The organism is Rubrivirga marina, from assembly GCF_002283365.1.
In the GTDB taxonomy this organism is placed as follows: Bacteria; Bacteroidota; Rhodothermia; order Rhodothermales; family Rubricoccaceae; genus Rubrivirga; species Rubrivirga marina.
Map to the genome: position 1 here is coordinate 3559929 of NZ_MQWD01000001.1, position 18892 is coordinate 3578820.

At 73.0% G+C, this 18892-nt stretch carries 16 protein-coding genes; 9 read left to right on the forward strand and 7 right to left on the reverse strand.

Annotated elements, in window-relative coordinates; genetic code table 11:
• Positions 1 to 91 precede the first annotated feature (91 nt).
• The 5 genes from BSZ37_RS15090 to BSZ37_RS15110 all read right to left on the reverse strand — a co-directional run bounded on the left by BSZ37_RS15090 (position 92) and on the right by BSZ37_RS15110 (position 6333).
• The gene (locus BSZ37_RS15090) at positions 92 to 2170 is read right to left on the reverse strand and encodes a cytochrome c3 family protein (protein ID WP_143537678.1); all 2079 of its coding nucleotides are present in this window, start codon (positions 2168 to 2170) and stop codon (positions 92 to 94) included.
• Complete coding sequence (nadB, locus tag BSZ37_RS15095) at positions 2167 to 3798, reverse strand: L-aspartate oxidase (protein ID WP_095511350.1); 1632 nt, start codon at positions 3796 to 3798, stop codon at positions 2167 to 2169. Before nadB ends, BSZ37_RS15090 begins: the two co-directional genes overlap by 4 nt.
• Before the next feature lie 54 nt (positions 3799 to 3852).
• Positions 3853 to 4293: a hypothetical protein gene (locus BSZ37_RS15100; RefSeq protein ID WP_095511351.1), complete on the reverse strand. Its 441-nt coding sequence runs from the start codon at positions 4291 to 4293 to the stop codon at positions 3853 to 3855.
• Positions 4294 to 4449: 156 nt separating this feature from the next.
• Positions 4450 to 5559 (reverse strand): peptide chain release factor 2, encoded by a 1110-nt coding sequence (prfB, locus tag BSZ37_RS15105; RefSeq protein WP_095511352.1) that lies wholly within the window; start codon positions 5557 to 5559, stop codon positions 4450 to 4452.
• A gap of 108 nt (positions 5560 to 5667) precedes the next feature.
• Complete coding sequence (locus BSZ37_RS15110; protein WP_095511353.1) at positions 5668 to 6333, reverse strand: hypothetical protein; 666 nt, start codon at positions 6331 to 6333, stop codon at positions 5668 to 5670.
• Positions 6334 to 6485: 152 nt separating this feature from the next.
• On the opposite strand from BSZ37_RS15110, the gene BSZ37_RS15115 reads away from it, so the two are divergent.
• Both BSZ37_RS15115 and BSZ37_RS15120 read left to right on the forward strand, forming a co-directional pair.
• Entirely contained in the window at positions 6486 to 6938 is a 453-nt protein-coding gene (locus BSZ37_RS15115; RefSeq protein WP_095511354.1) for a LexA family protein, read from the forward strand.
• Positions 6935 to 8374, forward strand: coding sequence for a Y-family DNA polymerase (locus tag BSZ37_RS15120; protein ID WP_095511355.1), 1440 nt, complete (start codon positions 6935 to 6937; stop codon positions 8372 to 8374). Before BSZ37_RS15115 ends, BSZ37_RS15120 begins: the two co-directional genes overlap by 4 nt.
• A gap of 35 nt (positions 8375 to 8409) precedes the next feature.
• Here BSZ37_RS15120 and BSZ37_RS15125 read toward each other — a convergent pair whose 3' ends face one another.
• Positions 8410 to 9333, reverse strand: a complete 924-nt coding sequence (locus tag BSZ37_RS15125; protein ID WP_095511356.1) for an alpha/beta hydrolase — start codon at positions 9331 to 9333, stop codon at positions 8410 to 8412.
• Positions 9334 to 9823: 490 nt separating this feature from the next.
• A complete protein-coding gene (locus tag BSZ37_RS15130) occupies positions 9824 to 11038 on the reverse strand; it encodes a pyridoxal phosphate-dependent aminotransferase (RefSeq protein WP_095511357.1) in 1215 nt (404 codons plus the stop codon).
• 204 nt (positions 11039 to 11242) lie between these two features.
• On the opposite strand from BSZ37_RS15130, the gene BSZ37_RS15135 reads away from it, so the two are divergent.
• The 7 genes from BSZ37_RS15135 to BSZ37_RS15165 all read left to right on the forward strand — a co-directional run bounded on the left by BSZ37_RS15135 (position 11243) and on the right by BSZ37_RS15165 (position 18889).
• On the forward strand, positions 11243 to 12382 hold the full coding sequence (locus BSZ37_RS15135) for a lysylphosphatidylglycerol synthase transmembrane domain-containing protein (RefSeq protein WP_179299670.1): 1140 nt from the start codon (positions 11243 to 11245) through the stop codon (positions 12380 to 12382).
• A gap of 177 nt (positions 12383 to 12559) precedes the next feature.
• Complete coding sequence (locus BSZ37_RS15140) at positions 12560 to 14053, forward strand: aldehyde dehydrogenase family protein (protein WP_095511359.1); 1494 nt, start codon at positions 12560 to 12562, stop codon at positions 14051 to 14053.
• Between the two features lie 139 nt (positions 14054 to 14192).
• Positions 14193 to 15728: a hypothetical protein gene (locus BSZ37_RS15145; RefSeq protein WP_095511360.1), complete on the forward strand. Its 1536-nt coding sequence runs from the start codon at positions 14193 to 14195 to the stop codon at positions 15726 to 15728.
• The gene (locus BSZ37_RS15150) at positions 15725 to 16210 is read left to right on the forward strand and encodes a hypothetical protein (RefSeq protein WP_143537679.1); all 486 of its coding nucleotides are present in this window, start codon (positions 15725 to 15727) and stop codon (positions 16208 to 16210) included. Before BSZ37_RS15145 ends, BSZ37_RS15150 begins: the two co-directional genes overlap by 4 nt.
• On the forward strand, positions 16210 to 17091 hold the full coding sequence (locus BSZ37_RS15155) for a hypothetical protein (RefSeq protein ID WP_095511362.1): 882 nt from the start codon (positions 16210 to 16212) through the stop codon (positions 17089 to 17091). Before BSZ37_RS15150 ends, BSZ37_RS15155 begins: the two co-directional genes overlap by 1 nt.
• 282 nt (positions 17092 to 17373) lie before the next feature.
• Entirely contained in the window at positions 17374 to 18174 is an 801-nt protein-coding gene (locus BSZ37_RS15160) for a peptidoglycan DD-metalloendopeptidase family protein (protein WP_095511363.1), read from the forward strand.
• Between the two features lie 64 nt (positions 18175 to 18238).
• Positions 18239 to 18889 (forward strand): hypothetical protein, encoded by a 651-nt coding sequence (locus BSZ37_RS15165; protein WP_095511364.1) that lies wholly within the window; start codon positions 18239 to 18241, stop codon positions 18887 to 18889.
• Positions 18890 to 18892 lie beyond the last annotated feature (3 nt).

Here is an 18892-nt window from a genome sequence, read left to right on the forward strand (position 1 = left end):
GCACCGGAAAGGTACGGCCGGGGCTCGGGCGTCGCAATCCCGTCAACGCCTCCACCCCCCCTCAGATCCGGCGTTTCGTGTGCATAATGCGTTATGTCGCGGCCCGATCGCGCACGACGGCCACCCGCCGGACGCTCCCGCCGGCCGAGACGACGACCACGCCGGAGCCCAGCCGCCGCGCGACGTCGCCCCAGGTCCCACGCGCGAGCGCACCGCCCGAGGTGGAGTAGACGACGACCGACGCGTTTGGTTCGAGCGGGGCCGAGGCCGGCCAGCCGAACGCCTTCTGTGCCGTCCACAACGGCTCGACCTCGCCCGCCTCGACGCGCACGCCGGACGACACGACCGCGGCCAGCTCGGGGTCAAGGCGGACGGCCTCGCGCCACGCGTCTGTGCCCTCCCCCCCGTCGGCCGCCTCCGCGATTCCCAGGAGAAGGTGCGCCTCGGCGTCCCACGGGTCGAGGCGGACGGCTTCGCGGAGGGCCGCCCGGCCCGCCTCGGCGCGGTTCTGGGCCAGCTCGAACCGGCCGAGTTCGCGGTGCGTCTCGGGTCGCCGCGGCTGCGCGTCGACGGCCTGACGAAAGATGGCCTCGGCCTGCTGAGAGCGCCCGGCGTCGGCGAGGGCGCGGGCGAGTGTCTCCAGCCGCTGCGGGCGCGTGGCCGGCGTCGCCGCCTCGGCCGCGGCGCGGAGTGGGCCGACGGCCTCGTCTGCCCGCCCGGCCTGCAACAGCGCGACGCCCAGCAAAAAGCGCGCGTCGGGCCATGCCTCGGCATCGAGTCGGTCGAGGGCGATCCGGATAAACTGCGCGCCAGTGGCGACCGGGTCCTGACGCTGCTGGCGCACGCCGAGCGCGACGGCGGCCATCCCTTCCGTGAGGGCCCCCTCGTCGCCCTCGCGATCCCGGGCCGCCAGCGGCGCCACGACGCCGGAGCGCCCGACCTCCGGCTCGACGCCACGGACCGGCCCGCGGACGACGCGGATCCAGTGATCCGTAAACGACGAGTGAGGCGCGTCGTCGGCCTCGACGCGAGGCATGTGGCAGGTGACACAGCCCATCGTCTTGGCGTGCTCGCGGCGGAGCGCAACCGGGACCGCCTCGGCGAGCCCGTCGGCGTGGCACGTGAGGCAGGCGGCGCTTCGAGAGCCGGCCGGGCGCGACTCGAAGCCTTCGTGCGGATCGTGGCACGTCACGCACTCGAGCGGAGCCGCGGTCGCGATCGACCCCTGGTAGCACGCGCTCGCCTGCATCCGCGCGGCGTGCGACACGACGGCGACCCCCTCCCCGCCTTCGTCGATGCCCGGGACGGCGAACAGCGCCTCGTGCGCCGAGAGAGGCCGGCCGGGGCGGTACGAGAACGCGTCCTCGCCCTGGCGGAGCACGTCGACCGTCGCGTGGAGGTGGCACTGGCTGCAGACGTCGAGCCGGAGGTCGATCGGCAGCCACCTCGGGTTGACGATCGTCGAGTCCGGCCCCTCCGCCGGCCCGTCGCTGGCGAGCCGGGCCTCGACGTGGACCGAGCCCGGCCCATGGCACCGCTCGCACCCGATGCCCTCCGGGATCTCGACGAAGGCGTCCTCGACGCCCTCGACTCGCTCCGGCACGGCGTTGTGGCACGACATGCACCCGTCCGGCATCGTCCGCCCGAAGCGGGGGTTCGACGCGCGGTAGCCCGGCGAGAAGTCCCACCGCCCGCCGTCCTGGGTGTACCACGTGAGGGGGAGCTCGACGAGGCGGTCGCCGCGCCGGGCGAAGTAGGTCCGCGCCGCGTCGCCGGAGCCGACGACCCACTCCATCGGGCGCACGAGGCGGGCGACCTCGGTGCCGTCGCCGGCCACCTGGCGCTCTTCCTGGGCGAGGCCATCGGGCGTTTCGATCACCCGGTACTCGAACCCGGTGTGGGGATCGACGATCGCCGAGTCCAGTGCCGGCTCGACTCGCGTCGCGGCCGTCAACCTGTACATCGAGTTCGCCATCCCGTGCGAGGCGTACGTCGCCGCGATGTCCTCGTGGCACGTCGCGCAGGTCGCCGCGCCGACGTACTCGGCGTCGGCCCCGAGGTTGGCGAAGGCGGGCGCCTCGGCGCCGCCGCCGGCGCACCCGGCGAGGGCGAGCCCCAGCAACGCCCCCCACCGCGCGACCGAGGCCACCGACTCGGGGCGCCCCCTCACGCGGAGACGTCGACCGAGACGGCCGGCGCGTTGACGAGCGTGTCGTGCCGCTGGGCCGGGTCGGTCTCGGGGAAGTCGGCCATCGTGTGGAGCCCGCGGCTCTCGTGCCGGCTCTGGGCGCACGAGATGATGAGGTGCGCGATGGCCGCGAGGTTGCGGAGCTCGCAGAGCTCGGCCGAGATCCGCGTCCGCTGGTAGAAGTCCTCGGTCTCGCGGTAGATCAGGTCGATCCGCCGGGCCGCCCGCGCGAGCCGGTGCTCGCTCCGCACGATGCCGACGTAGCTCTGCATCACGCGCCGGAGCTCCTCGCGGTTGTGCGACACGAGGATCCACTCGCTCGGGTTCTCCGTGTTCGACTCGTCCCAGTCCGGGATCCGGTCCTCGTGCGCGGCCGCCTCGGCGTAGGCGCGGGCCGGGCCGACGGCGCGATGGGCGTAGACGAGCGCCTCGAGGATGGAGTTCGACGCGAGCCGGTTGGCCCCGTGGAGGCCCGAGCACGTGACCTCGCCGCACCCGAAGAGCCCGCCGATCGACGTCCGCCCCTCCTTGTCGACCACGACACCGCCGCACGTGTAGTGCGCGGCCGGGACGACGGGGATCGGGCCGGCCGTCATGTCGAGGCCGTGCTCCAGCAGCGTCTCCTGGATGTTCGGGAAGTGGGCGAGGATCGCGTCCGAGTCCTTGTGCGAGATGTCGAGCCAGACGTGGTCGTCGCCGCGCTTCTTCATCTGGTCGTCGATGGCGCGGGCGACGACGTCGCGGGGCGCGAGCTCCTCGCGCTCGTCGTAGGCCGGCATGAACCGCTCGCCGGCCAGGTTCGTCAGGAGCCCGCCGTCGCCGCGGACGGCCTCGGTGATGAGGAAGCTCCGCCCGTCGAAGTCGGCGCCGGGCAGGTAGAGGCTCGTCGGGTGGAACTGGATGAACTCCATGTTCGCGACGACGGCCCGCGCCCGGTACGCCATCGCGATCCCGTCGCCGGTCGCGACGGTCGGGTTCGTCGTGTGTTGGTAGACCTGCCCCGCCCCGCCGGCCGCCAGGAGCGTCGCCTTCGCCAGGACCGTGTGGACGACGCCCGTCTGGCTGTCGAGCACGTACGCGCCGAAGCAGTGGAGGTCGTCGCCCGGCGCCGTCTCTTCGCCGAGCTGGTGCTCGGTGAGGAGGTTGACGGCGTAGTGGTACTCGAGGACCGTGATGTTCGCGCTCCGACGCACGGCCGTGAGGAGGGCCCGCTCGACCTCGCGGCCCGTCATGTCCTCCGCGTGGACGATCCGATCCGCAGAGTGCCCTCCCTCCCGTCCCAGATGAAGGTCGCCGTCGGGGTCCCGGTCGAACTGGGCACCGAGGTCGATGAGGTCGCGGATCCGCTCCGGCCCTTCTTCGACCACCATCCGCACGACGTCCTCGTGGCAGAGCCCGGCGCCGGCGACGAGCGTGTCCTGGACGTGGTCCTCGACGTCGTCGTCGGGGTCCATGACGGCCGCGATGCCGCCCTGGGCGTAGTTCGTGTTGCTCTCGGCCGACTCCTTCTTCGTCACCACGCACACCGTTCCGTGGGCGGCGGCGCGGAGGGCGAACGAGAGCCCGGCGACGCCGGAGCCGATGACGAGGAAGTCGTAGCGATCCCGCATGGGTCAGGGGGGGGGTACCCCGAGGTTAACCCCAAGCGGTGGACGGCGATCCGGCTATTGATCTGCGACGCACCGGCCGCCCCGAAGCACGGGCTCCGGCGGAATGTAGGCCATGCACGTCGAGGCGTACTCGAACTGGCGGTTCGCCACCTTGTCGAGCTCGACGAGCCGGGCCGCGAGGCGCTCGACCTCGGCCGCGTCGGAGGCCTCGGCCGAGTACACGGCGAACGTCGTCGGCCCGCCGCAGGCCTGCTCGCTCGTCGGCACGACGCGGCACGCCGTGACCTCGGTCGCTTCGGCGTCGCCGATGGCCGCATCGAGGGCGGCTGCGGTCTCGGCCCGCTGGCGCTGGTAGTCGGCCTCGTCCTCGAACTGGTCGGGGACCGGGTCCAGCATCGCGTCCGGCGGGCCGCCCGGCGACCCGGTGGCGCAGCCGGCGCCGAGCGTGGCGAGCGGGGTCAGGAGGAGGGCGAAGAGGAGGACGGCGCGGGACATGGGCGTGGGAGCGGCGGGCTTCGTCCTACGCGAGTGCGACCCGTTCGCTCCGCCGTTTCTCCGCTCTACGCAGATTTGGGTTCGGTCCGGCGGCAGCCCGAGGCGGCCCGCCTCGGCGAGGCTCCGGCCCCTGTCGTGGACCGGCCCGGTGTCGCCTTACCCGCCCACCTCCCGGCCGGTCTCCTGCAGGAGGTACGCCTTGATGAACGCGTCGAGGTCGCCGTCCATGACGCCCTGCACGTCGCCGACCTTGACCTCCGTCCGGTGGTCGTTGACCATCGTGTAGGGCTGGAAGACGTACGAGCGGATCTGGGAGCCCCACTCGATCTTTTTCTTCCCGGCCTCCTCGGCGTCCTTGGCCGCCTCACGGATGGCCTGCTCGAGCGCGTAGATCCGCGACTTCAGCATCTGCATGGCCCGGTCGCGGTTCTGGAGCTGGCTCCGCTGCTCCGTCGACTCGGCGACGACCCGCTCCTCCTGGCCGTTCGAGAGCGTGCCCGTCCAGACGTAGCGGGCGCCGGTCTCGACCTTGTTCACGTTCTGGCCGCCCTTCCCGCCCGAGCGGAACGTCTGGAGCTCGAGGTCGGCCGGGTTGATGTCGACCTCGATGGCGTCGTCGATCTCGGGGTAGACGAAGACCGACGCGAACGACGTCTGCCGCTTGTCGGCCGAGCCGAACGGGCTGATCCGGACGAGGCGGTGGACGCCGCTCTCGGCGCGGAGGTAGCCGTAGGCGAACCGGCCGTCGACGCGGAGCGAGGCGCTCTTGATGCCGGCCTCCTCGCCCTCCTGGTACTCGAGAAGCGTCGGGCTGTAGCCGTGGCGCTCGGCGTAGCGGGTGTACATGCGGAGGAGCATGTCGGCCCAGTCCTGGGCGTCGGTCCCGCCGGCCCCACTGTTGATGGTGAGGATGGCCGTCCGGTGGTCGTCGGGACCGGCGAGCATGCCGCGGAGCTCGAGCGCGTCGAGCGCCTTCTCCAGCGCGGCCTCCTCCCGCTCGATCTCGGCGCCGAGGTCGGCGTCGTCGACCTCGGCCTGCATCTCCTTGAGGGTCTCGACGTCGTCGCGCTTCTCGGCCACGGCGTCGAAGGCGTCGACCCAGTCGGTCTCGGCGGAGATCTCCTGCTCGACGCCGGCGGCGGCCTCGGGGTCGTCCCAGAAGCCGGGCTCGAGGCGGCGGGCCTTGAGCCCGTCGAGCCGCTGGCGGCGGCCGGCGATGTTGAGGAGCCGGCCGAGGGCGTCGACGCGGGCGGAGAGGTCGGGCATGGGTGCGCGTGGGGGGAGCGAAAGCTACCGACGCCTGGCCCCCGGCTCCGCCGCCCTCGGTCGCGCCGCGGAGGCCCCGAGGCGGACCGACTCGCCAGGCGGCAGACGCTACAGGTACACCGAGACGAGGATCCGGGCGTCGCGGACCGTGTGCCACGTCGCCCGCTCCGAGCGCTCCGGGTCCCGGTCCTCCCAACGTTCGACGAGGCGGGCGGACGTCCTCGCCACCCCGACCTCGGACATGACGCCGAGCGTGAGCCCGCCGTAGACCCGGAGCTCGTACCCGAGGAGCGCCGAGAGGCCACCCGTTACGGCCTCCTCCCGCGCCGACGTCGAGAACCCGACGAGCCGGCACGGATCGCCGCTGCAGTCGTAGGCCATGAGGTAGCGCGAGGCATCGCGGCTCTGGAGCCCACCGTAGGCCCGGAGGCCGGCCAACAGCGACACGGGGCGCAGAGGCGTGTCGATGTGGCGCTCGGCCCACAGGCTCGGGCTCTGCGTGAGCGTCGCGGTCATGTACGAGGGGAACCGCTGGGTGTCGGCCTCCGAGTCGCCGACGTCGAGCGTGGCCTCCCCCACCTCGGCGCCCAGGGCGACCCGGTCGGAGGCCCAGTACCGTGCGCCGACGTGGCTGATGCCGCCGCCGCCCGCCCCGAAGACACCGGCCGAGATCGCGACGTCGCCGCGGCGTGCGAAGAACCCGTCGTCTGGGGTCTGGGCCATCGCAGCGCCCGCGAGAACGACGCCGACGGCAGGCAGGAGGAGGCAGCGCATAAGCGTGTGCGATCTGTGTCCCCGTGGAGTCTAGCCACGGCACGTCCCCGCACACAGGGCATCTCGCAAGGGGTCACACACTCCGCACACCTGACGCCGGAGGTGTCAGCCTCCGTGCCGCAGCTTCGGGCCCCGTCTCCCCTCTCCTCCCCATGACCACGACCGCGCCGCTGCCGCTCCTCCCCGGCCCCGACGTCCGGTTCCCCCTCTTCCGCGACGGCTGCGAGGCCGGCTTCCCCTCGCCCGCCTCGGACTACGTCGAGGCCGAGCTGAGCCTGAACGAGCTCGTCGGGGCCGGCCAGCCGCAGACGTACTTCGTGCGAGCGACGGGCCGCTCGGAGGTCGGCGCGGGGATCTGGCCGGGCGACCTCCTCGTGATCGACGCCGCGCGCGAGCCGGCCCCCGGCGACCTCGTCGTGGCGTTCGTCGGGGGCGAGCACACGGTCAAGCGGTTCTGCCGAGACCGCGGGGGTGCCTACCTCGCCCCGGACCCGCTGCCAGACGAGGCCCACGCGTTTCACGAGATCCGGCCCGGAGACGGTGAGGAGTTCGTGGTCTGCGGCGTCGTGACGCACACGGTCCGAAACCTCCTCCGACGCTGGTGAGCGCCCTCCCTCCACCCGGCCCGCCTCGGGATCGAGGCGGAGCGAGTCCCGAGACCCGCCGCCTCGTCGCGTTCGTCGACGCGAGCGCGTTCTACTGCTCGTGCGAGCGGGTCTTCCGACCGGACCTCCGAGACGAGCCCGTCGTCGTCCTCTCGAACAACGACGGGTGCGTGATCGCGCGGAGCGCCGAGGCGAAGGCGCTCGGCGTGCCGATGGGCGCGCCGTACTTCCAGATCCGCGAGCGGCTGGCGGCCCGCGACGTGGCCGTGTTCAGCTCGAACTACGCGCTCTACCACGACCTGTCGGACCGCCTGCTCCGCGTGCTGGAGCGGTTCTCGCCCGACGTCGAGCGGTACTCGATCGACGAGGCCTTCCTCGGCCTCCGCGCCGACCCGAGGGACCCGGACGAGCCCACGCGTCTGGAGGCCCTCGCCCGCGAGATCCGCGACGCCGTGTGGCGGGCGACGCGCATCCCCGTCCGCGTCGCCATCGCCGAGACGAAGACGCTGGCGAAGGTCGGGAGCGAGTTCGCCCGGCACGCGCCGGTCCCGTGCGTCTGCTTCTGGCGGCACCCCGACCGCGACGACGTCCTCGGCGCGCTGCCGGTCGAGGACGTCTGGGGCGTCGGGCGGCGGTGGGCGAAGCGGCTGGCGCTCGGCGGGACGCAGTCGGCGGCCGACCTCGCGGCGATGGACGACGGGGACATTCGTCGGTGCTACAACGTGGTCCTGCTGCGGACGGCGCTCGAGCTCCGGGGCGTCTCGTGCCTCCCGCTCGGCGAGGCGCCACCGCCGCGCCGGTCGCTCGTGCGGAGCCGGATGTTCGGCACGCCGCTCACGGATCCCGGGCTCATTGCGAAGGCCGTGGCGATGCACGCGGCGGCGGCGGCCCGGATGCTCCGACGCGAGGGGCTGGCGGCGTCGGCCGTCGAGACGTTCGTGACGACGGGGCCCCACGCGCGCCCCGTCCATCACGGGCGGGCCATGACCGAGCTGCCGTCGGCGACGAACGACACGCTGGCGATCGTCCGGGCCGCGCGGTCGCTCGTCGGGCCGGCGCTCGCGACCTCCCGCGTGGGCTCCCCGCGGTACAAAAAAGCCGGCGTGATGCTCACAGGGCTCGGCCCAGCGGGCCAGTCGCAGGGCTCGCTGTTCGAGGCGCCCGTCCGCGAGCGGCCCGAGCTGATGGAGGCGATGGACCGGATCGCGCGGCGGTTCGGGCGGGCGGCCGTCGTGCCGGCCGCGCAGGGGACGCCCGACGAGCTCCGCGCCGTCCACGCCGGCCGGAGCCCGGCCTGGGGCATGCGCCGCGACTTCCTCTCGCCGCGCTACACGACGGTGTGGGACGAGATCCCGACCGCCCGCCTCGACGTCATCGACCCCGCCCGCCTCGGCGCCGAGGCCGAGGGGGCCGGAGGTGGACTCGGTCGGCCGTAGGCCTCAGTGCCTCTGCCGGCGGGGTCGGGCGAGGCTCAGCCTCCCGAGGTGGCGTCGAGGAAGTCGTTGACTTCCAGCCAGTACATAAAGGCGTCGAACCACCGGTTGCTCGTCCGGTCCGGGTTCCCGAGGCCGAACCCGTGGCCGCCGTTCTGGTAGAGGTGGAGCTCGACCGGCACGCCCGCGGCGTACCACGACTCGACCACGCCGAACTGTCCGCCGAAGAGGAAGTCGTCGGTGGCGATCGCGGTGAACATCGGCGGCGCGTCCTCGGGCACGTCGACCGGGCCCATGCCGCCGTAGATCGGCCCGATGAACGCCAGGTCCATCGTCTCGGAGTGGAGCGTCGCGTGCATCGTGAGGCCGGCGCCCGCCGAGAAGCCGATCATGCCCACGCGGTCCATGTCGACGCCCCACTCGTCGGCTCGGTCGGCGATCATGGCGTAGGCGGCCTCGGCGTCTTCGAGTTGGTTGGAGAGGTCCCGCTGCGGCGGGCGCGGCGCGGCGCCCTGCGCGGTGTCGGACGGGGCCGGGCGGGGCCGGTTCATCCAGTCGCGGAAGTCGTCGAGCGACTCCGGCGTCGGGTGGAGCCGGTACTTGAGCACGAAGGCGGCGACGCCCTGCTCGGCGAGGGCCTCCGCGACCTCCCACCCCTCGTTGCCCAGCGACAGCCACCGGAACCCGCCGCCGGGCGCCACGATGACGGCCGCGCCGTTCGCCTTGTCCGGGTCGGGCAGGAAGGGCGTGAGGGTGGCCGTCGTGATGTTCCGCGCCATCGGGTCGCCCCACTGGCGAAACCAGGACTCGGACGCGGGCTGGTCCTCGACGCCGCCGGTGCCGAGGAGGATGGCGTTCGGCTCGGCGGGGGCGTCGAGGGGGTAGATCGTCCCGTCTTGGGCGATGGCCGGCGCAGTGAGGGCGAGCGAGAGAGCCAGACTGGCCGTTCTGGTCAGGTTCATGAGTGACTGCGGCAGAGGAGAAAAGCGGGCAAGGACGCTCGGCGTACGGAGGGGATGGCCGCGCGCCCGCCCGACGTGGCGTCTCTCTAGCAGCGCGGCTGTGAGACGAGGGGCCGGGAGCTCTGAATCTAATTGAAACGTTTTACTTGGCAAACAAGCATCCCTCCGATTCCCGTCGTGCCCGACGTCCCGCCCGCTTCCCCCGGATGTATCACACGCGGTCCTCCGCCTACTCTCCGCTCAGGAGGATCCTGCGATGCCAGCTTGCGCGTCCCGCGTCACACGAGCGGCTCGGCCTCGCGAAACGCCGAGCCAGAACCATGACGTACCGAGAGTGGCCGGGAGCGCGAGCAGAGTGGTCCCGACGGCCACGCCCCAGACGGCCCGACACTCCCGATGCCGCATCTGTAGAAGACGATCCGGGACTGAACGGACGGAGACGGCGCCAGATCGAGCGGGTCCCCCCGCCTCGGCGCCGAGGCGGGCCTAGTCAGCCCTCGTTCCGGACCTTGTCAGCGAACCGCGTGATGCGGCGGACGGCCTCCTCGATCTGCGGGAGCGCCGTCGCGTACGAGCACCGGAGGTAGCCCTCCCCGCTCGGCCCGAACGCCGAGCCCGGCACGCACGCCACGTGCTCCTCCTGGAGCAGCCGCTGCGCGACCTCCTCCGACGACAGCCCGAGCGACGTGATGTCGGGGAAGCAGTAGAACGCGCCCTCGGGCTCGAACGTGGGGAGCCCGGCCGCGTTGAGCCCGTCGACGATCGTCCGACGGCGGGCGTCGTAGGCCTGGCGCATCTCCTCGACCGCGCCCTGCGCCTCACGGATGCCGGCCAGCGCGCCGATCTGGGCCATCGTCGGGGCGCTCATCACGACGTACTGGTGCGCCTTGTAGAGTTGGTCCATGATCGGCTTCGGCGCCGCCGCGTAGCCGATCCGCCAGCCCGTCATGGCGTAGCCCTTCGAGAAGCCCCCCACGAGGACCGTCCGCTCCTGCATGCCGGGCAGCGACGGGACCGAGACGTGGCCGCGCTCGAACGCCTCGCCGTAGACGAGCCGGTCGTAGATCTCGTCCGACAGCACGAACAGGTCGTGCTCGACGACGACCTCGGCGATCTCCTCGAGCGTGTCGCGCCGGAGGACGGCGCCGGTCGGGTTGTTGGGGTAGCCCAGGAAGAGCAGCTTCGTCTTGTCGGTGATGCGCGAGCGGATGTCGTCGGCCGTGACCTGGAAGTCGTTCTCGGCGCGCGTCGGGACCCAGACCACCTTCCCGCCGGCGAACTGGGCGAGCGGCCCGTAGCACACGAAGCACGGCTCGGGGATGAGGACCTCGTCGTCGGGGTCGAGCATCGCCAGGAGCGCGATCGTGAGCGCCTCGCTGGCGCCGACGGTCACGATGATCTCGTTCTGCGGGGCGTACTGGAGGTCGTAGAGCCGGTCGAGCTCGCCGGCGATGGCCTCGCGGAGCTCCATGAGCCCGAGGTTGGCCGTGTAGCTCGTCTTGCCCGCCTCAAGCCCGGCCTGCGCCGCCTCGATGATGGGCGCGGGCGAGACGAAGTCGGGCTCGCCGATGCCCAGCGAGATCACGTCGTCCATGGTCGCCGCGATCTCGAAGAAGCGGCGGATGCCGGACGGCGGGACGGAGCGGATCCGCTCGGAGAGGCGGCCGGCGAGGCGCTCGGCGGTGTCGAGGGTCGTGGCTTCCATGGCGACGGGTGGAGGCGAGGGGGCCCGCAAGCTACCGCCGCGGCGCGCTGACTTGGCCGACCTCGGCGCCGAGGCGGAGGGCGACGGCGCGACGTCTGCCGCCTCAGGATCTCCCCCGGGGAAGGCCTCGGTCAAGAAATGACGCCCCGGGCATCCTCGGGGGGCGGCGGTCGTACATCCGCGCTTCCGCCCCCCCGACTGCCGATGTCGGTCGCCCACCGGTTCCCGGCCCGCCGTCTCCTCCGCGCCGCCGCCTGGCTGATCCCGCTCGGCGTCGCCCTCAACGTCGGGGTCGCGCTCCTCACTACGGACGGCGACGCGTTCCGCGAGGTCGGGCCCGTCTCGCCGGCCGCGGTCGTGCTGTGCGTCGGGGTTGCGCTTCTGCCGTGGGCCACGCAGAGCCTGCGGATCGGGATCTGGACGCGGTTCGCGGGGCACCCCATCGGGTTCCTCAGCGGCCTGCGGATCGCGGCCGGCGGCGTGCTCGGCTCGGCCGTGACGCCGACGGCGGTCGGCGGCGGGACGATCCGTTGGGCGCTCGCCACGCGCCGCGGGCTCCCGCCTGGCCACGCCGCGTCGTTCCTGGCCGTCGAGGCCGTCGAGGACCTCGTGTTCTTCGCCATCGCCCTGCCGCTCGCCCTCATGCTCTCGACTGGCGACGAGGCCTCGTCCCTCCGCGCGGCGTTGCGGTCCCCCGCCCCGGCCCTCGACGACCCCGTGTTCACCGCGCTCCTCGGCGCCGCGGCGGTCGGCGGAGCGCTCGCGGTCGGCGCCCGGCTCGCCCTCTCGGGCCATCTCGGCGCCCGCGCGCGTCACCGCGCCCGACGGATCGCCGCCCGCGTCCGGCGCCCGCTCCGGCAGACGGCCCGCGACGTCCGCTACGTCCTCGCGCTCGTCGCCCGCGACGGGAAGCGGTGGTTCGCGCTTTCGCTGTCGCTCACGGCCGTCCAGTGGATCGCGCGGTACTCGATTGCAACGTTCGTCATCGCGCTCCTGGGCGGCCCGCTCCGGCCGTTCCTCTTCTGGATCCTGAGCTGGATGACGTACGCCGTCTCGTCCGCCGTGCCGACCCCGGGCGCCGCGGGCGCGGCTGAGGCCACGTTCTACGTGCTCCACCTCCCGTTCGTGGGCCCCGAGCGGCTCGTCGTGGCGACGGCCGCGTGGCGGCTGCTGATGTTCTACGTGCCGGCGCTCGTGGCGTCGGTGGCCTACCCCGCGCTGGGCCTCGCCGAGCGCGAACCGGCCGAGACGGCGCCTGAGGCAGAGGACGACGAGGCCGCGCCCCCCCTCCCTGCCCACCGCGAGGTGGCGTCGACGCCCTGGCTCCGCGAGCGGTACGCGTAGGCGCGGGCTCGGCGCGGCGCGGCCCGGCCGCTCCGGGATCCCCCGCCTCGGGCGCTGGTCCACCGAGGCGGGCGGGGCCGTCGGTGAACGCCGGGGGGAGAACGCGCGGAGAGGGCCGGGGCCGGAAGGGCTCCCGGTACCTTCGGGCATCCCTCTTCAGCATCCCCTCCGCACGACATGGCCGACGCGCCCTTCCTCAACTTCATCGGCGGCGAGTGGGTCGCCGCCGCCTCCGGCGACACCTTCGAGAGCCGCAACCCCGCCGACACGACCGACGTGATCGGCAGCTTCCCGTCGAGCACCGCCGACGACGTGGCCCGCGCCGTCGAGGCCGCCAAGGAGGCGTTCAAGACGTGGCGTCTGGTCCCGGCGCCCAAGCGCGGCGAGATCCTCAAGCGCGTCGGCGACCTCATGACCGAGCGGAAGTCCGAGATCGCCCGCGCCATGACGCGCGAGATGGGCAAGCCGTTCTTCGAGACCAAGGGCGACGTCCAGGAGGCCATCGACACGGCCTACTATGCCATGACGATGGGCCGCCAGCTCTTCGGCCACACGGTCCCGTCGGAGATGAACAACAAGTTCAACATGACGGTCCGCCGACCGATCGGCGTGTGCGGCCTCATCACGGCCTGGAACTTCCCGGTGGCCGTTCCGACGTGGAAGATGTTCCCCGCCATCCTGAGCGGCAACACGGTCGTGTTCAAGCCCTCCGAGGACGCCCCGCACTCGGGCGCCCTCCTCGTCCAGGTGCTGGAGGACGCCGGCGTGCCCGCGGGCGTCGTCAACCTCGTCCAGGGCGCCGGCGAGACGGGCCAGGCCATCGTCGACCACGAGGACGTCGCGGCCATCTCGTTCACGGGCTCCTCGGAGACCGGCGCGGGGATCGCCTCCAGCGCCGCCAAGCGGCACGCCCGCGTGTCCCTCGAGATGGGCGGAAAGAACCCGGCCATCGTGATGGAGGACGCCGACCTCGACCTCGCCATGGAGGGGATGATCTGGGGCGCCTACGGCACGACGGGCCAGCGCTGCACCGCGACGAGCCGCCTGATCGTCCACGAGGACGTCCACGACGAGCTCGTGGAGCGCGTCAAGGCGAAAGCCTCCGAGCTCCGGCTCGGGTACGGCAACGACGACGACACGGACATGGGCCCGCTCATCAACCAGAAGGCCCTCGACAAGGTCACGAGCTACATGGACGTGGCCCGCGAGGACGGCGCGACGATCGCCATGGGCGGCGAGCGCGCGACCGGCGACGGCCTCGACGACGGCTTCTTCTTCCAGCCGACGCTCTTCACCGGCGTGACGCGCGACATGCGCGTGGCCCGCGAGGAGATCTTCGGGCCGGTCCTCTCGGTCATCAAGGTCACGTCGTTCGACGAGGCCATCGAGGTCGCCAACGACGTGGCCTACGGGCTCTCGTCGGCCGTCTACACGAGCGACATCGCGCGGGCCTTCCGCGCGCTCCGCGACATCGACGCCGGCATCACCTACATCAACGGGCCGACGATCGGGGCCGAGGCGCACATGAGCTTCGGCGGCGTCAAGGCGACGGGCAACGGCCACCGCGAGGGCGGCTGGGAGGTCTACGACTTCTACACGGAGACGAAGACCTGCTACATCGACTTCTCGGGCGGCCTCCAGCGCGCCCAGATCGACAACTACGACGACTAGCCGCCCCGGCTCGTCGGCTCGCCCCGCCCGCCTCGGTGACCGCGCCGAGGCGGGCGGTGTCATATCTAGCAGTTGGTATAGACGGACTAGGTACCGGCGGCCCGGCCGCCCGACGTTCGCCCTCTCCTGCCCGACTGCCATGCCGCGTCTCGCCGCCCTTCTCCTCGTCCTCGCGCATGGGGGCTGCCTGTTCTACCGGGCCGACGTCGACCCCATCGCGCCTGGGCAAGCGCGACTTGTGACGTCACCGCTCCGCGTCCACCTCGACGACGGGGCCGTCGCGCTCTTCCCCGACGGCGCGTCCTTTGGGGCCGACAGCGTCCGCGGGCCGAACGCGCTCCTCGTCACGTTCCCAGACAACACGACGGAGGCGATCCGCGCGGTCGACGCCCGTCGCGTGCTCGGGGCCGAGGTCTACTCGACCGACATCGCCGCCGGGAAGTCGGTCCTCGTGTCGGTCGGCGCGGCGGCGGTCGCGGCGGTCGCGATCCCGGTCGCGGCCGTCGCCATCTTCGGATCGTGCCCGACGGTCTACGTCGACTCGGCCGGGACGGGGACGCCCACGCTCCAGGCGGAGCTGTTCTCGAACTCCATCGCGCCCCTCTTCGAGATGCGCGACCGCGACGTGCTCTCGGATGCCGTGCTCGCGCCCGACGGCACGCTCCGGCTGGAGGTCCGCAACGAGGCCCTCGAGACGCACTACCTCGACGACCTCGCCGTCGAGGCCGTCGCGCACGGGCCGGACGAGCGGGCCGTCCCGGGCGAGGTCGGCACGGCGCTCGTGCTGAGCGACGAGCGCGCGCCCCTCGCGGCGGTCGACCGGACCGGCCGCGACGTCCTCGCGACGCTCCGCGCATCCGACGCCGAGGCCTACGAGACGGCCGACGCCGTGACCGAGGCGGTCACGGAGGACGACCTCACCGACACGGTCACGCTGGTCTTCCCCCGCCCCGCCGCCGACTCGGTCGCCGTCGCGCTCCGGTTTCGGAGCAGCCTCCTCACGACGGTCCTCCTCTACGAGCACATGCTCGGCGGCCAGGGCGCGCGCGCGCTCGACTGGATCGGGCAGGACATGGCGTCGATCGGGGCCGTGGCCGAGTTCGGCGACTACTACCTCCGCCGCCTCGGGCTCCGCGTCGAGGTGGAGGAGGCCGAAGGGTTCCGCGAGGTCGGCCGCGTGGCCGAGGCGGGCCCCGTCGCGTGGGCCGAGCGGGCCATCGTGGTGCCGGTCCCCGAGGGCGACGGCCCCTTCCGCGTGCGGCTCCGGTTCGTCGCTGGGGGCTGGCGGCTCGACCGCGCCTCGCTGGCCGACGTCCGCACCGCCACGCCGACGCGGGTCCCGCTCGACTCCGTGACGGACGACGCCGGGCAGGACTGGCCGGAGGTCACCGCGCCGCTCGCAGCGACCGACCTCGACTACGCGACCCGCGGGCCGGGCTCCGTGTTCCACGCCATGTTCCGCCCGCCCGCCGCGGCGCCGGGACGGGGCCAGACGTTCTTCGTCTCGTCCCAGGGCCACTACATCGAGTGGATGCGACCCGACTGGCTCCGCCGGCCCGACCGCGGCCGGTTCGTCCCCAACGACTCGACGCTCGTCGCCGCGATTGGCACGTGGCGCCGCCTCCGCCACGACTACGAGGCCCGATTCGAGTCGTCCAAGCTCCCGGTCCGATGAGACGCCTCCCCGTTGTCGGCCTGCTCTTGCTCGCCGGCTGCACCTTCGGCCGGTCGAGCACGGTCGAGCACTACCAGGCGGAGGGCGTCACGCTCGTCCTCGCCGTTCAGTCGAGCGAGGCGTCGGGAATCATCGCGGGCGAGCTCCTCACGGTCGAGCCCGACGCGTACCTCCTCGACGCCGTGAACCAGATCGGCGACCCCGTCCGCGTCGTCCGGGTGCCGATGCGCGACATAACGCGAGGGGCTGCCTACTCCGGCCGTTCGCCCCGGGGCGAGGTCCGGAGCGTGGTCGACACGCCGCCGGGGATGCGACGGGTTGCGCGGTTGGGCGAGGCCGGCCGGGCGCGGGGGATGGATCTCCAACGCCTCAGTCGGTTTCCCTTTGGCATCCCCGACGCGGCCCTGAGTCGGCTCCTCGACGCCCGCGTGCAGACCGAGGTGGCCGGCCTCGGCTTCGCCCCGATCCGATCCACCTACTGATGCGCACCGCCCTCCTCCTGCTCCTCGCCGCGCCCCTCGCCGCTCAGCACACGCACGACCACGGGCATCCCCCGACGGCGCTCGACTCGGCGCAGGTCGCGTTCCTGGACACCGCCGAGCGCGCCCTCGACGCCTTCGCCGAGCCGGCCGACGCGCTCGCCGCCGGGTTCCGCCCGCTCGGCCCCGACATGCCGCACATGGGCCAGCACTGGGTCCACCCCGGCCGCGCCGTCAGCCGCACGTTCGCCCCCGCCGAGCCGTCGATGCTGACCTACCTCCCGGTTGACGGCAAGCCCATGTTGACCGGCGCGGCCTGGACGATCCCCGTCGGGCCGGGCGAGGCGCCGCCGGACTTCCCGTGGCCCGGCGCGTGGCACGCCCACGCGGGCCGGCTCATGGACGAGGCGTTCGGGCTCGTGCCCCACGGCGTCCGCGACGCCGACCGGCCGCGGCTGGCGATGCTCCACGCCTGGACCGGCGTCCCGAACCCCGAGGGCCCATTCACGGCCGACAACTGGGCGCTCCCGTTCGTCCGTGCCGGCGTGCCCGTCCCGCACCACGTCCCGCCCGACGCCGGCCGGGCCGTCGCCCTGGCGGCGGGCTACGCACCGTTCTTCCGCGAGGCCGTCGTCCGCACCGCCGTGCCGCCGCCCGAGACGCTGACCCGAATCGAGGCCGCGCTCGACGCCTGTGCCGCCGCCGTCCGCACGCTCCTCGCCGAACGGCCGGCCGAGGCGTCCGACGTCGCCGCGCTCGAGGCCGAGTGGGCCCGCCTCGGGGACGCGATCCGGGAGGCCGCGCCAGACCTCTGGCCCCGTCTGACGTCGATCTTCAGTGAGGACGTGCACACCGGAACGCACGCGATCGCGTCCGACGACTGAGCGGGTCCACTGCGGCACCGAGGCGACGTAGGTGACCCTCGGGCGACGCCGAGGAACTCCGCGGCGTCCGCATCCTGCGGGCGATCTACGCGGCGGCCGACACCGGGCGGGCCGTACGCCTGTCAGCGAGAGCCATCATTCCCAACGTTAGGGACGGCCCGCCGCCCGCCTCGGGGGCGCCGTTCGACAGCCGGTGAGGGCACGGCCGGATTCACCGCAGGCATGCGCCGCGGGATTGGACCCGGGGGTCTACCCTGAACGTCGTCTCCATCCCTGGCCGCCATGCCCGTCTCCATCGAGAAGGCCGTCGGTGCCGGTGCCCCCAACCGGAGCGCCGACGTCGAGGCCGTCCAGCGCGCGCTCCAGCGCGCCTCCGACCTCACGCTCGACCCGCGCGTCCACCCCGGCCCGGCCGACGGGCTCTGCGGCGACGGGACCGAGGGCGCCCTCGAGCGCTTCCAGCGCCGCCTCGGCTTCGGCCGGCCCGACGCCAGGATCGACCCCGGGGGCGTGACGCTGGCCCACCTCAACGCGCTCCTCGCCATCGGCGAGGTCGAGATGTCGTTCCCCTTCACTCGCCCCTCGACGCACCCGTTCGAGGGCCCCGGCGCGGGGATGCGCGCGTTCGGGGCGCGGCGGTCGAGCGGCACCCGCGCCCACGCCGGCGTCGACCTCTATTTCCCCGACTTCACCGAGGTCCTCGCGATCGCCGACGGCGTCGTGACGCGCGGGCCGGAGGACTTCTACCTCCGGACGTTCGCCATCGAGGTCGACCACGGCCCGTTCGTCGCCCGCTACGGCGAGCTCGCGCCGGACGCCACGCCACCCGTCAAGAAAGGGGACGAGATCACGCGTGGGCAAGTCGTCGGCCGGGTCGGTATCCTCAAGCACGCCAACGGCAAGCGGCTCAACGTGCCCTCGATGATGCTGCACTTCGAGATGTACGACAAGACGCAGACGGGCGGGCTCACCCAGAACAGCACGTCCCGGTCAGCGCGGTGGACGAATGGGGTCCCGTTTTTCCGCCGAAAGGACCTCATCGACCCGACGGGATTCATGCACCGCGCGCCGCTCCCGGGCTGAGCGGGCCGGGTCCCGGCCCGGGCGTCGGGCGTGCGCGTAGCTTGCCGGCCCTCCTCCCCTGGCCATGGGACTCTTCTCGAAGGACCCCGCGACGCACTTCCCCCTTGTCAAGGGCCGTCGGCTCGACGGCACGGACGTCCAGTTCCCCCAGGACCTCCCGGCCGACGCGACGCTCGTCGTCGTCCTGTTCCAGGACGCGCTCGACCCGCTGGCCGACCAGTGGGCCCGCCTCGGCGACCGGCTCCGCGAGGCTCACGGTGAGCGGTTCGCCGTGATCGAGGCGCCGGTCTCGAGCAAGAAGATGAAGTTGCTCGGCGACCTCGGCACGCTCGGCATCCGCGGGCAGATCGAGTCCGAGGAGGAGCGCGCGCGGACGGTCCCGCTCTACGCCGACGTCAAGAAGCTCCGCAAGCGGCTCAAGCTCAAGTCCGGCGACGTCTACGCCTTCCTCCTCCGCCGCGACGGCGGCATCGCGTGGCGCGGCGAGGGCGACATCGACATGGACGAGGTCCAGGACCTGGAGGCCGCCGTCGCGGAGGTGCTGTCTCGCCCCGTGCCGGACCCGACCGACCACCCGGACCTGGAATCGGACGGAGAGCCAGAAGTTGAGGGCTCGGCGGATGACGAACCGGGGGAGCCGAGCGCCGACTCCGTCGACGCGGTCGCCGAGGCGGAGGAGGCCGACGCCCCCGAGCGACCGTCAGCGGCACAGTGACCG

What these genes read in the sequence shown, in the direction of transcription:
- nadB (WP_095511350.1), bottom strand. Translation starts at nt 3,798, where the DNA reads ATGCGGGATCGCTACGACTTCCTCGTCATCGGCTCCGGCGTCGCCGGG.
- BSZ37_RS15100 (WP_095511351.1), bottom strand. Translation starts at nt 4,293, where the DNA reads ATGTCCCGCGCCGTCCTCCTCTTCGCCCTCCTCCTGACCCCGCTCGCC.
- prfB (WP_095511352.1), bottom strand. Translation starts at nt 5,559, where the DNA reads ATGCCCGACCTCTCCGCCCGCGTCGACGCCCTCGGCCGGCTCCTCAAC.
- BSZ37_RS15110 (WP_095511353.1), bottom strand. Translation starts at nt 6,333, where the DNA reads ATGCGCTGCCTCCTCCTGCCTGCCGTCGGCGTCGTTCTCGCGGGCGCT.
- BSZ37_RS15115 (WP_095511354.1), top strand. Translation starts at nt 6,486, where the DNA reads ATGACCACGACCGCGCCGCTGCCGCTCCTCCCCGGCCCCGACGTCCGG.
- BSZ37_RS15125 (WP_095511356.1), bottom strand. Translation starts at nt 9,333, where the DNA reads ATGAACCTGACCAGAACGGCCAGTCTGGCTCTCTCGCTCGCCCTCACT.
- BSZ37_RS15130 (WP_095511357.1), bottom strand. Translation starts at nt 11,038, where the DNA reads ATGGAAGCCACGACCCTCGACACCGCCGAGCGCCTCGCCGGCCGCCTC.
- BSZ37_RS15135 (WP_179299670.1), top strand. Translation starts at nt 11,243, where the DNA reads ATGTCGGTCGCCCACCGGTTCCCGGCCCGCCGTCTCCTCCGCGCCGCC.
- BSZ37_RS15140 (WP_095511359.1), top strand. Translation starts at nt 12,560, where the DNA reads ATGGCCGACGCGCCCTTCCTCAACTTCATCGGCGGCGAGTGGGTCGCC.
- BSZ37_RS15145 (WP_095511360.1), top strand. Translation starts at nt 14,193, where the DNA reads ATGCCGCGTCTCGCCGCCCTTCTCCTCGTCCTCGCGCATGGGGGCTGC.
- BSZ37_RS15150 (WP_143537679.1), top strand. Translation starts at nt 15,725, where the DNA reads ATGAGACGCCTCCCCGTTGTCGGCCTGCTCTTGCTCGCCGGCTGCACC.
- BSZ37_RS15155 (WP_095511362.1), top strand. Translation starts at nt 16,210, where the DNA reads ATGCGCACCGCCCTCCTCCTGCTCCTCGCCGCGCCCCTCGCCGCTCAG.
- BSZ37_RS15160 (WP_095511363.1), top strand. Translation starts at nt 17,374, where the DNA reads ATGCCCGTCTCCATCGAGAAGGCCGTCGGTGCCGGTGCCCCCAACCGG.
- BSZ37_RS15165 (WP_095511364.1), top strand. Translation starts at nt 18,239, where the DNA reads ATGGGACTCTTCTCGAAGGACCCCGCGACGCACTTCCCCCTTGTCAAG.